Raw genomic sequence first — 12,395 nt, 5'->3', positions numbered from 1 at the left:
ACCACACAACCCTCCCGCTCCAAACGGCCCCTCACACGTAAAAGACGACCAAAAATGACAGCACGACGGAAAACGGCATAAACACCGGGCCAGACCACCACATTGCTGACGCCGGTTTCATCCTCCAGCGTCAGGAAGATGACGCCTGAGGCGGTTCCGGGGCGCTGGCGGGTGATGACGAGACCAGCCACACTCACCTGCCGCAGATCAGGCCGCATCAACTGATCGTTGGCCGTAATGCCCGGCAGCGCGGGGCGCAGCAGCTCCATCGGGTGGGCACGCAAGGACAGGCGCAGGGCGGCGTAATCCTCCACTACTTCCTCTCCCAGCGACATGGAGGGCAGGGCAACCTCAGGCTCGTCAATCGCTTCCCCGTCCATGCCGGAGAACAGCGGCAGGGTGCGGGCCTGCCCGAGCGCCTTGACCTGCCACAGGGCAGCCCGGCGGGTGAGGCCAAGGCAGGTCAGCGCATCGCCTTCCGCCAGCCGCTGCAGCACATCTCCCCGGAGTCCTGTGCGCTGCCAGATGGTTTCCACATCTGGATAGCCGTTGCCCCGGCTGGCGGCGATAGCCTGGCAATCCGCCTCGCGCAGTCCCTTGATCTGACGGAAGCCGAGACGAAGGGCCAGTGCGCCGTCGCTGCGCCGCTCCAGCGTGTTGTCCCAGTCCGAGTGGTTGACCGAGACGGGCCGCACCTCCACACCATGCTCGCGGGCGTCACGCACGATCTGTGCCGGAGCATAGAAGCCCATGGGCTGGGCATTGAGCAGGGCGCAGGCAAAGATGGCCGGGTGGTGGCATTTCATCCATGCCGAAGCATAGACCAGCCTGGCAAAGCTCGCCGCATGGCTTTCGGGAAAGCCATATTCGCCAAAGCCCTCGATCTGGCTGAAGCAGCGTTCGGCAAACTCCGGGCTGTAGCCATTGCCCAGCATGCCGGAGATAAATTTGTCCCGGAACGTATGGATCGTGCCCATGCGCTTGAAGGTGGCAAGGCTGCGGCGCAGGCGGTCGGCCTCGCCGGGAGAAAAACCAGCCGCGACCACCGCAATCTGCAGTGCCTGTTCCTGAAACAGCGGTACGCCCAGCGTCTTGCCCAGCACTGTCTTGAGCGCTTCGGACGGGTATTCCACCTTCTCCCTGCCCCGGCGGCGGTTGATGTAAGGATGCACCATGCCGCCCTGGATCGGGCCTGGGCGGACGATGGCAACCTCGATCACCAGATCGTAGAAGACACGCGGGCGCATGCGCGGCAGGAAATTCATCTGTGCACGGCTTTCCACCTGGAAGACGCCAATGGCATCGGCCCGGCAGAGCATGTCATAGACTGCCGGATCCTCCTCCGGCACGCTGGCCAGTGTCAGCGCCTGCCGTTCATGCCGGGCCAGAAGCTCAAAGCCCTTGCGCAGGCAGGTGAGCATGCCGAGGGCCAGCACATCCACCTTGAGAATGCCGAGGGCGTCGATGTCGTCCTTGTCCCACTCGATGACGGTCCGTCCTTCCATCGCGGCATTTTCGATGGGGCACAGCTCGTCCAGCCGCTCACGGGTAATGACGAAGCCGCCCACATGCTGCGACAGATGACGCGGAAAGCCGATGATTTCCGCAATCAGTTCCAGCGTCATCGACAGCCGCCGTTCCGACGGGTCCAGCCCTATCTCGCGCAGACGCGCCGGATCCGGCGGGCCGCTGGACCAGCCCCAGCTCTGCCCGGCAATCGCGGCCAGCACATCCTGCGACAGGCCCATGACCTTGCCGACCTCGCGGATGGCGGCGCGGGAACGGAAGTGAATGACGGTGGCGGTAAGCCCGGTACGGTGGCGGCCATAGCGCTCGTAAATGTGCTGGATCACCTCCTCGCGCCGCTCGTGCTCGAAATCGACATCGATATCCGGCGGCTCGCCACGCTCGGCGGAGATAAAGCGTTCGAACACCATCAGCGTGGTGCCGGGTTTTACCTCGGTGATGCCAAGCGCATAGCAGACGATGGAATTGGCCGCCGAACCGCGCCCCTGGCAGAGGATGCCCCGGCTGCGGGCGAACTGAACAATCTCATGCACCGTGAGGAAATAGGGCGCGTATGCCTTGAGGCGGATCAGCGCCAGTTCCTTTTCCACCTTGGCCAGCGTGTCCGCATCCGCACCATCGGGAAAACGCTCGCGGCTTTCGAGGCCCGCCCGCACCAGTTGCTCCAGCCGGGCTTGCGCATCTTCGCCGCTGCTGACCTCTTCGGGATACTGGTAGCTGAGGTCATCCAGCGAAAAGGCGCAGCGGGCGGCTATCTCCAGCGTGCGGCGGAGCGCTGCCGGATAGCGGGTGAAAAGACGGGCCATGCCGGCGCCGTCCTTCAGCCGCCGCTCCGCATTGGGCAGGGCGCGGCGGCCGAGGGTGGCAATGGTGCAGCCCTCGCGCAGGCAGGTTAGCACATCCACGAGCGCCCGGCGGCCCGCCCGGTGCATCAGCACATCGCCAACGGCCACCATCGGCGCAGCGGCCGTCAGCGACAGACGGTAGAGCGCATCAAAACGGATCTGGTCCTGCCCATCGTAGCCGGGCGCGGCCCCGGTGTAGACATGACCGGGGAAGTGCTGGACCAGCCGGTTCAGAACGGTTTTAACATTCTGCATTGTTTCTGGCCCTGCGGTCAAAGGATCCGGCGGCAGGGCGATGAGGATGAGGCCGTTGCCCCATTCCATCAGATCGGCGAGATAGAGCGTGCAGCTGCCCTTGATGGCGCGGCGCTTGCCAAGGGTCAGCAGCCGCGACAATCTTGCATAGGCGGGTTTGTCTACCGGCAGGGCGACGAACTCCAGCGGGCAATCCACCAGCGTCAACCGTGCCCCGATGATCAGCTTTGGTAAAACGGGGGGGGCTGCGGGGGGCTGCTCCGCCTGTTCCCGGTGCCGCTGTCCGCCCGGTTGCTGGATGTTTCCATCCTGCTTTCCCATGTCCTGCCTGCTTGACGGATCAATGCGCCGGTGGGACCGGACAGCCGCATGCGGACGGCCTGTCATGGGATGCAGCGGTGTCTCTGCGGGCCTTGCCGGGGCGCTGCCTGCTGCGGCGCTTGTTGTCTTGTCCGCCAGCCGCCGCCGCAGCTCGCGCAGGGCCACATGGGCCCGCACCACGCCCGCAAGGCTGTTGCGGTCGGTAATGGCGATGGCCTGCAGCCCCAGTTCCGCTGCCCGCAACACCAGCTCCTCCGGGTGCGAGGCCCCGGTCAGGAAGGTGAAGTTGCTGGTGACGCAAAGCTCGGCATAGCCAGGGCTCAGTGCTTCAGGCAAATTCGCCATGGACGTACCATCCCGGGTTCTGGGGCGTGTGGAACAGCCAGAGGCGGCGGCCCTCGAGGGTTTGGACGAACCAGTAATCGCGCAGGCCCCGGCGCCATTCTGGATCATCCAGCCACCATTCCGGCGAGAGGCGCTCCGGTCCGGAGGCGCGGCCAAGGGTGAAGCGCATGCGCCGCCAGGAAAAACGGGCTGGCGGCGTTGGCCCTTGCGCCGTCAGCGGCTCGGGCGCAAACAGGATGAGCGGACGCCGCGGGCCGCAGCGGGGAAAGGGCTCTGGCTGGCTGAAGGCCGCAGGGGCTGCCAGATAGCTGCGCTCCGGAATGTGACTGTCTGCGGGCAGATGGCGGCGCACTGCGTCAAAGCCCAGACGGTTGCCGATGCGGGTGATGAGGTCTGCGAGCCTTCCTTCCGCTTCCCCCTCACCGGCGCTGGTCAGCTGCTGCGGCCGCATTTCCTCCACGATGCTGACGGTCATGCGCAACTGGTCGAAACCGAAGCCGGCATCCACCTTCTCGATCGTGCGGGCAAACAGGCGGGCGATGGCGGCGGGATCGCGCATGGGCCGGGCAAGGCCCACGTCCAGCTGCGCCAGGTCTCCATCCACCCGCCGCAGTTCCACACGCAGCCGCCGGGCGCCGAGATTGACGGCGGCCAGCTTTTCGCAGAGCCGTTCGAGCAGACGGGTGAGACCGGCCATCACGTCGCCGACGAGGCCGATGGGCTCCGGCAAGGTCATGCGGGCGCCGAAATGCGGCGGCGGACCATCGGGGGAAACGGGCTCTCCGGCAAGGCCAAGTGCCTGATCCAGCCGCAGCATCAGTGAGGCGCCGAAGCGGCGCGCCAGCGGCGCGCGCGGCACCTGCGTGAGATCGCGAATGGTGCGCAGGCCCATCTGCTGCAGGCCGTTTTCCGTCTCCCCGTCGATGCGCAGGGCCGAGGGCGGCAGGGCGCCGATGGCGGCCAGCGCCTCACCCGGCGGGGCAATGCCGCCGCCGTGGCGTGAGAGCGCATAGGCCGCCCCGCGCGTTCCGGCAATGGCGGCGGACACGGTCAGTCCGGCGCGGCTGAAGCGGTCCTGAAGATCAGCAAGAAGGCCCTCCTCGCCGCCGAAGAGATGCGGCACGCCGGTGATGTCGGCCACCAGCCCGTCCGCGCCATCGCGCCCCACCATGGGGCCATAGCGCCCGGCCCATCGGCCAAGAGCGGCCAGAAACTGCCGCTCGCCAGGCAGGTCTGCCGGTTCGCTGACAAGCTGCGGGCACAGGGCCCGTGCGTCGGCAAGGCTCATGCCGCGGCGCAGTCCGCGCGCTTCTGCCGCCGTATTCAGGCAATGAATATGCTCGCTGTTGCTGCGGTTCAGGCTGACAGCAAAAGGCCCGTCATGAGGCCGCAGCCTCAGGATGCGGTCGCTCGCCAGTCTGGGAAACCAGATGCACAACACCCGCCGTGCCAGAGCTCTTGTCATTCAGGCGCACCGTCCAGCTGCCATTTGTTCCTCTTTTGTTCTTTATAAGTGACCAGGCTTGCAGAGTCGAGTCCACCTCGTCCCACAGGGGCACGCAGAGCCAGCGGGTTTCGCTGGCGTTGCTGCCGCCCTCCTGTCCGGTGACGAGCAGGCCCAGCGTGCGCCCGCTTTCTGCGGCCAGCTGCAGGCGGCGGCCCTGCGTCAGGGTCAGGGGCTTTTCCGTCAGGGTAATGACCGCATGCACTGCGCCGGAGCGCAGCGCCTCTTCCATGCTCCACAACTGATCCGTTTGCGTGGGGGCGAACACGGTAATCAGGCGGCTGGGGTCTATCAGCGGCGCAACGCCCGAGGGCAGCAGTCCGCCGCGCAGATGGGTGGGCACGATCAGCAGCACCGCCTTGTCCGTTCCCTTGCCCTCACGCGGTTGCGCCGCCTGCAGCAGCGCAAAAGCCAGCGCTGCCGGGCCTGAGGCTTCATGCACCCGGTCCGGGGCCAGAGCGGGAAGGGAGACTGACGGACTGTTGCTCATCACTCGGCAGAATTGGGGTAAAACGTGAACAAGCCTACCTATAGCCTGAAAGCAGCAGCGAGTCTCCCTGTTGAATCTGGCAGGGTATTTCCGGATCTTCGCCACGAGAGGGAGGCTCTTCAAAACGGCGAGGCAAGCAATCGTTCCAGCTTCAGTGCTGGCTGGCGGGAAGCTCCACCACGAGCCCGTCCATGGCCTCGCTGACGGTGACCTGGCAGGTGAGGCGGCTTTGCGGGCGCGGGTCGATGACGCATTCAATCATCGCGAGCTCCATCTCTTCCGCCTCCGGCAGAGCGATGCCCTGTCCCTCGGGGATGTAGCAGTGGCAGGTGCCGCAGGCGCAGGCACCGCCGCATTCGGCGGCGATTTCCTCGATGCCATGAGCAACGGCGGCACTCATCAGGCTCTGGCCGCTTGCGGCCTCCACTTCGGTGCGGGTGCCATCGGCGGACTGGAAGATGATACGGGGCATGGGGGCGTGTCCGGTTGGTAGCTGTAAAGGCTCAGGCAGGAGCCAGATGCAGGTTGAGGCGCTTGGGTCCGCGCACGGACAGGCCGCGCTTGTAGTCCACCTGGTCTTCGGCCAGTTCCAGCCTTGCGCAGCGGCGCAGCAGGGTGGCGAAGATGATTTCCATGTCCAGCCGTGCCAGATGGTTGCCCAGGCAGAAATGCGCGCCGCCGCCAAAGGCCAGATGCCGGTTGGGCTTGCGGCCCGCGTCAAACCGGTCCGCATCGGCAAAGGCCGCCGGGTCGCGGTTGGCCGCGCCATAGAGCAGGCCGAACTTTGTTCCGCGCGGATAGGTTGTGCCGGCGATGGTCACGTCCTCCGTCGCATAGCGGTGGAAGAAGGGCAGGGGCGATTCGAAACGGAACATCTCCTGCACGGCGGTGGGCAGCAGGCCGGGATCGGCCTTCAGCCTCTCCCGCTCGTCCGGAAAGCGGAACAGGCAGTGCATCCCTGAACCCAGCACGTCGATGGTGGAGCCGTGCCCGGCCATCAGGATGAGCATGCACGTGGAGATGAACTCGTCCTCGCTGAATAGCCCGGAGCCTTCAGCGCGGATCAGCTCGGAAATGAGATCCTCGCGCGGTGCCTTCAGCCGCTCGGCCTTCAGCGCGGTGAGATAGGTGTAGAATTCGGTGGTCGCGGTTTCGGCCAGCTGCTTGCGGGCGTCCGACCGGTCGATATCGAAGAACTGGACGATATTCTCGGACCAGATGCGCAGCTGCGGGCAGTCCTCATCCGGCACGCCGAGCAGCCGCCCGATGATGTGGCCGGGCACCTGCGCTGCCAGATCTTCCACAAAGTCGATGTCCCGCTGTTCCAGCAGGCGGTCCACCAGCCCGTCCACGTAGGCCTGAATGCTGTCGCGCAGTTTGGCGATCATGGCCGGGGTGAACAGGCGGAACACGGCCTTGCGCAGCCGGTCATGCACCTCGCCGTCGCTGTCCAGCAGGCTGAACTGCACGAAGCGCGAATGGTGGGGCATGTCGTGCCAGTTTCCAGCGCGCTTTTCAGCGGCGATCTCTTCAGGGCTCGCCAGCCCGTCCAGCGAGCGCACCATGCGCTTGTCCATGACGATGGCCGACACATCCTCGAAGCGGGAGGCGAGATGGATCTTGAAATCGGGGAACCACGTCAGCCCCTCGCGCGCCCGCAGCTGCGCATAGGCGGCATAGGGATCCGCCGCAAAGGCAGGCTCCAGCGGCGCAAAGACAAACTCACCCTGTGACGGCGCTGCGCCGCTTGCGGAACCTGACATGATAAAATCTCCCTCAAGGCGCGGAAGATAACCTCTGAAAACCCGGGCGAAAATGCAGGATCGACGCAAAAGCTGGACAAAACTCGCAAGGTCCCGCATCGTCGGGGCATGATGGACGAGCGTGAAGAGATCGCCTTTCACACCCCCGGTGCGCTGGCGGCGGTGCTTCCCTATGCGCTGCAGGCGGCCGGTCACGGGCTGGCGCTGCCCGGCGCAGAGCCGACGCGCAAGCGCTACCGCGATCACGTGCTGCTCATCGCAACGCAAGGGCAGGGCTGGATCGAGACGGGCGGTGCCACACACGCGGTCCTGCCGGGCATGGTGGCCTGGCTCGACACATCAAGGCCTTATGCCCATGGCGCGGAGGGGGAGGGCCGCTGGCGCTATTACTGGCTGGGCCTGCGCGGCGCCGGGCTTGATGCGCTGCACCGGGTGCTGGATGTGGCGCGCCAGCCGCTGTTTCTGCCTGATGGCGGCAAAGACATGGAAGCTGCGTTTGCGGCTGTGCTGCAGCTGGCGCAGCAGGGCGGACCTGCGGTGGACGCTCTGGTGAATGCGCAGGTGGCGCTCATTGTTTCACGGCTGGCGGCCGGACGTCCGGTGGATGAAGGGGGCTCGCAGGATCCGCGTATCGCCGCGCTGATGGAGCGCCTGCGCGCCGGTCTTTCCCATCCCTGGCGAATCGGGGAGCTGGCGGCATTGAGCGGGCTCAGCCCTTCCCAGCTTTTCCGGGCCTTCCGGGCGGCCACGGGCACGACACCGATGGACTTCCTGCGCCATGAGCGCATCACGGCCGCCAAGCGGGCGCTGACGGAAAGCTCCGGAACCGTGGCAGAGGTTGCCGCCGCCTGCGGCTATGCGGATCCCTATCACTTCTCCCGCGACTTCCGCCGCCTCACCGGCCTTCCGCCCGCACGGTTCCGCAAGGGCGCTGGCTTTTGACGGATGGCGGATGTGCGGCCGTGAGTTGGCTGACATCGAACTGCCCGGAACACCGTAAGGCGCTATCCAGTATCACTCTTCCCCGCTACAAAGCAGCCATTGTGGACAAGGAAGGCAGGACTGATGCAGACACAGGTGTCCACTCATCTTATCCATGAGAAAGACGGCAAGCATCTAATGATCCGGCGTGCTGGCAGCGCCTACTATCCCGGCTTTCTCAGTCTTGTTGCCGGTCATGTGGAGCCGCCAGAGACCCCGCTGGAAGCCCTGGTGCGCGAAGTCGAGGAGGAAATCGGCGTGAGGCTGTCTCCCGGCGATGTGTCCTTTGCCAAGGTATTGCACCGCCGCCTGCCGGGCCGGATCTATATTGATTATTTCTTCAAGGCACAGTGTATGCCCGCTGCCTGGCAGATCTGCGAGCCTGACAAGATTTCCGAAATCGGCATGTTCGATCCTGGTGCCTTGCGTGGCCAGATCGTGCCCTATGTGTGGGCCGCGCTCACCAGTGCGCAGGTCTATCAGGAGTTTGAAGAGAGTGACGGCACCTGACGTATGAAGCCTTGAAGTTTCTGCAACGGGAAATTGCCCGTCAATGCCCTTCAGGCTCTGCCGGTCAATCCAGTGTTGTCTTTCGGCTTTGTTCCGCCGCTCACCTGAACGTGTTCACATCCTTAACGCGCCGGTAATAAGTTCGGTTGATCTTGACGCATATCCATGCGACCACCCGCTCTGGGGGGCTCAGGACCGCAAGCTGAAGATACTGTCAGAATGAGTTCGCTGTTCCATCTGCCCGGCACATCCATTCAGAACCAAGGCCGTTCGAGACAGGGTCTCCGGCCCTTGCGCAAGCTTGCCATTGCGGGTGTGATGGCGCTTGCCCTCGCCGGCTGTGCCGGATCGGATTACGAAAACCTGTCGCGCAATGCGCCGCGCCTTTCCAGTGCCACGATCTCCGAAATGGCGAAGAAGGACATGAAGCCGGAAAGTCCGGTGCTTGTCCGCATCTTCAAGAAAGAGAGCGAGCTGGAGGTCTGGAAGGTGGACAAGACCGGCCGCTACGCCCTGTTCAAGACCTATCCCATGTGCCGCTGGTCCGGAAAGCTGGGGCCGAAGCGGAAAGCCGGTGACCGTCAGGCGCCGGAGGGCTTCTATCATGTGTCGGCGGGGATGCTGAATCCGCGGTCGCAGTATTATGTCTCGTTCAATCTGGGTTATCCCAACCGGCTGGAATCGGCGCTTGGCTATACGGGCGATGCGCTGATGGTGCATGGCGCCTGCTCGTCTTCCGGCTGCTATGCCATGACCGATCAGGCCGTAGGCGAGATTTATGCGATCGTTGCCAAGGCCCTGGCCTCCGGTCAGCCAGCCTTTCAGGTGCAGGCCTATCCTTTCCGCATGACGGCGGAAAACATGGCGCTGCACAGGTCCGACCCGGAAATGTCCTTCTGGCGGACGCTGAAGGAAGGCTACGACAGTTTCGAGCTGACGAAGCAGCAGCCGAAGGTGGCCGCCTGCGGCAAACGCTATGTCTTCAATACCGAATTCAAGAATGGCACGCCGCGCAATCCGCTGGCGCCGTGCCCGGAGGTGGCCGTGCCGCCGGAGCCGGAACTGGTAGCTCAGCTCGAGGCGGAAAAGCTGAAGGTGGACGAGGCGATTGCCTCAAGCCGCCGCGAGCATGTGTCGTCCTATATGGACGGGGGCATGCATCCGAGCTTCCGTGAGCTGCTGCGCCGCGACGGACCGGAGATTCTGGCTGCCCGCACCTCCAACCGCGCCTATCCGGTCAGCCGCCCGGAAGCTGCGCTGGCTGACCCGTTCAAGATGCTTGTGGAACCGGTCGACCGGCACGTGGGCAAGGACTGAACGCTGTTCGGATGTATGAACGGGGAGCCTTGGCTCCCCGTTGCTGTTTCAGGCTGGCACCTGCCGGAGCTGGCGGCCTGCGGTGAGGCTGGAGACAGCGGCAACGATCGAGGCCGTGTCGATGCCGAAGTGGCGGTAGAGATCGCCGATGGTGCCTGTCTGGCCGAAATGCTCCACACCCAGCGCCAGCGTCTGGTGGCCGCACACGCTGCCAAGCCAGGAAAGTGTGGCCGGGTGGCCGTCGATCACCGTGACCAGCTTGCAATGGCGCGGCAGGTTCCACAGCAGGCGCTCTGCATGGCTCGCCGGGCCAAAGGGCGGCAGCTCGCCCTTGCGGCGCATGCGCTGCGCCGCCGTCCAGCCGGAATGCAGGCGCCCGGCGGAGGTGACGGCCAGCACGGCCACATCGCGGCGGCCTTCGCCGACATAGCCAGCAGCGGCAATCGCCTCCGGCGCCACGGCGCCCTGATAGGCAATCACCACCTCGCAGTTCGGCCCCGGCGGGCGCAGCCAGTAGGCACCGTTGATGACATCGCTGGCGAAACCTTCACCTGCCGGAAGCGTGGCCTGCTCGATGGGCCTTGTCGTGAGACGCAGATAGACCGCACCGCCCTTGGCATCCGGCAGCAGGTTCGCCGGATCAGGCGCAGCGTCACCCTCGCGCTGCATGTAGTCGAAGGCCCAGCCCATGATCAGCGCCAGTTCGGTGGCAAAGGCAGGCTCGAAAGAGGCGAGCCCGTCCTGCGACATGCCGATGAGCGGGGTGTTGATCGACTGGTGCGCGCCGCCTTCGGGAGCGAGTGTCACGCCCGAGGGTGTTCCTGCGATGAGGAAGCGGGCATCCTGATAGCAGGCGTAGTTGAGGGCATCGAGGCCGCGGCAGACGAAGGGATCATAGACCGTGCCGACTGGCAGCAGCCGCTTGCCGAAGAGGGGCGAGGCAAGCCCTGCGGCTGCAAGCTGCAGGAAGAGGTTCATCTCCGCAATGCCCAGCTCGATGTGCTGGCCTTCCGGGGCAAAGTCCCATTTGGCGGTGGACGGAATGTTCTGGGCGCGGAAGAGATCGGCTCTGGCGTTTCGCGCCCATAGTTTGCGCCGGTTGACCCAGGGGCCGAGGCCGGTGGTGCCGGTGACGTCCGGGGACAGAGTGACGATACGCTCCGCCAGATCGCTCTTCTGGCGGCCGATATCATCCAGAATGCGGCTGAAGGCCATCTGGGTGGAGGTCTCGCGTTCGGCCGAAGGCGCAGGCAGGGCAGGTACGCTCACCCTGTCACTGGTGCGGTGGCGGCGGCCTGCGGCGAAAAAGGGTACGGTCTTCAGGAAAGCCTGGAGCCCGGCCTTGTCCTTTACGCCGGCAAAAGGCTCCCATTCCTGCCCCTCCGGCACGCCCATATGGGCCTGCCAGTCCTGCATCTGCGCCTTGGTCATCAGGCCGCCGTGGTTGTCCTTGTGCCCGGCAATCGGCGTGCCCCAGCCCTTCACCGTATAGGCGAGAAAACAGACCGGCCGGTCATGCGTGATGCTGTCGAAGGTCTGCGCCATGGTTTCCACGCAGTTGCCGCCGAGGTTTTCCATCAATGCAGCAAGCTCTGCATCACTGCGCCGGGCGATGAGGGCAGAGACCTCGCCCTGGTCACCAAGGTCATCCATCAGCCGCTGGCGCCAGACCGCGCCGCCGCTGAAGGTGAGGGCGGAGTAGAGCTGGTTCGGACAGGCGTCGATCCAGGCGCGCAGGCGCTCGCCGCCCGGTTCGGCAAAGGCGGCGCGCTGCAGCACGCCATATTTCACCTTCACCACATCCCAGCCGAAGGCCTCGAAGATCTTTTCGATGCGGGCCCACAGGCCCTCATGCACCACGCCGTCAAGGGACTGGCGGTTATAGTCGATGATCCACCAGACATTGCGCAGGTCGTGCTTCCAGCCCTCCTGCAGGCACTCGTGCACATTGCCTTCGTCCACCTCCGCATCGCCCATCAGCGCAATCATGCGGCCCTGCCGCAGATCCTTGCCCCAGCTCTTGCCGGAGATGTAGTCCTGCACGATGGAGGCGAAGGAGGTGATGGCGACGCCAAGACCGACCGAGCCGGTTGAGAAATCCACGTCATCCACGTCCTTGGTGCGGCTCGGGTAGCTCTGCACGCCGCCGTAACCGCGAAAGTTTTCCAGTTTCTCGCGAACGATGTTGCCCATCAGGTACTGCATCGCATGGAACACCGGCCCGGCGTGCGGCTTCACCGCCACCCTGTCCTCAGGCCGCAGGGCCGAGAAGTAGAGCGCCGTCATGATCGACACCATCGAGGCGGAGGATGCCTGATGGCCGCCGATCTTGATGCCGTCCGCCTTGGGCCGCAGATGGTTGGCGTTGTGGATCATCCAGTGCGACAGCCAGAGCAGGCGCTGCTCGATGGTCTTGAGATGCTGATGGGACATGGTTGTTCTCTCCTTCCGGCATTCCATCATGTGATGAGGCGGGGGAGCGAGTCCTTGCTATTTCCGGCTTTCGGATGCAGTGTTTTGCCGGTTTTCTCCAATTT

The 12,395-nt window shown here is 64.8% G+C and carries 9 protein-coding genes; 3 read left to right on the top strand and 6 right to left on the bottom strand.

Annotated elements, in window-relative coordinates:
- The 5 genes from V6L75_RS14300 to V6L75_RS14280 all read right to left on the bottom strand — a co-directional run.
- On the bottom strand, positions 1-3,293 hold a 3,293-nt coding region (locus V6L75_RS14300; protein WP_334252156.1), incomplete at its 3' end, for an error-prone DNA polymerase.
- Positions 3,277-4,758, bottom strand: coding sequence for a Y-family DNA polymerase (locus tag V6L75_RS14295; protein WP_334252155.1), 1,482 nt, complete (start codon positions 4,756-4,758; stop codon positions 3,277-3,279). The genes V6L75_RS14295 and V6L75_RS14300, both read right to left, overlap by 17 nt.
- Positions 4,673-5,287, bottom strand: a complete 615-nt coding sequence (locus V6L75_RS14290) for an ImuA family protein (RefSeq protein WP_334252154.1) — start codon at positions 5,285-5,287, stop codon at positions 4,673-4,675. The genes V6L75_RS14295 and V6L75_RS14290 overlap by 86 nt, the downstream gene beginning before the upstream one ends.
- Before the next feature lie 151 nt (positions 5,288-5,438).
- On the bottom strand, positions 5,439-5,759 hold the full coding sequence (locus V6L75_RS14285; RefSeq protein WP_055455853.1) for a 2Fe-2S iron-sulfur cluster-binding protein: 321 nt from the start codon (positions 5,757-5,759) through the stop codon (positions 5,439-5,441).
- Between the two features lie 31 nt (positions 5,760-5,790).
- On the bottom strand, positions 5,791-7,050 hold the full coding sequence (locus V6L75_RS14280; RefSeq protein WP_334252153.1) for a cytochrome P450: 1,260 nt from the start codon (positions 7,048-7,050) through the stop codon (positions 5,791-5,793).
- Between the two features lie 108 nt (positions 7,051-7,158).
- Here V6L75_RS14280 and V6L75_RS14275 point away from each other — a divergent pair, with 108 nt between their 5' ends.
- The 3 genes from V6L75_RS14275 to V6L75_RS14265 all read left to right on the top strand — a co-directional run bounded on the left by V6L75_RS14275 (position 7,159) and on the right by V6L75_RS14265 (position 9,858).
- Complete coding sequence (locus V6L75_RS14275; RefSeq protein ID WP_334252152.1) at positions 7,159-7,992, top strand: helix-turn-helix transcriptional regulator; 834 nt, start codon at positions 7,159-7,161, stop codon at positions 7,990-7,992.
- A 135-nt stretch (positions 7,993-8,127) separates the two neighbouring features.
- The gene (locus V6L75_RS14270) at positions 8,128-8,541 is read left to right on the top strand and encodes an NUDIX domain-containing protein (protein ID WP_334252151.1); all 414 of its coding nucleotides are present in this window, start codon (positions 8,128-8,130) and stop codon (positions 8,539-8,541) included.
- A 318-nt stretch (positions 8,542-8,859) separates the two neighbouring features.
- Positions 8,860-9,858 (top strand): murein L,D-transpeptidase family protein, encoded by a 999-nt coding sequence (locus tag V6L75_RS14265; RefSeq protein ID WP_334252165.1) that lies wholly within the window; start codon positions 8,860-8,862, stop codon positions 9,856-9,858.
- 48 nt (positions 9,859-9,906) lie between these two features.
- Here the strand turns inward: V6L75_RS14265 and V6L75_RS14260 are convergent, their stop codons facing one another.
- Entirely contained in the window at positions 9,907-12,291 is a 2,385-nt protein-coding gene (locus V6L75_RS14260) for a transketolase (protein ID WP_334252150.1), read from the bottom strand.
- Positions 12,292-12,395: the final 104 nt, after the last annotated feature.

It is taken from the genome of Pannonibacter anstelovis (assembly GCF_036881715.1).
Lineage (GTDB): Bacteria > Pseudomonadota > Alphaproteobacteria > Rhizobiales > Stappiaceae > Pannonibacter > Pannonibacter anstelovis.
Note: the sequence above shows the minus strand (reverse complement) of the source record. Positions and strands in the feature narration are given on the sequence as shown.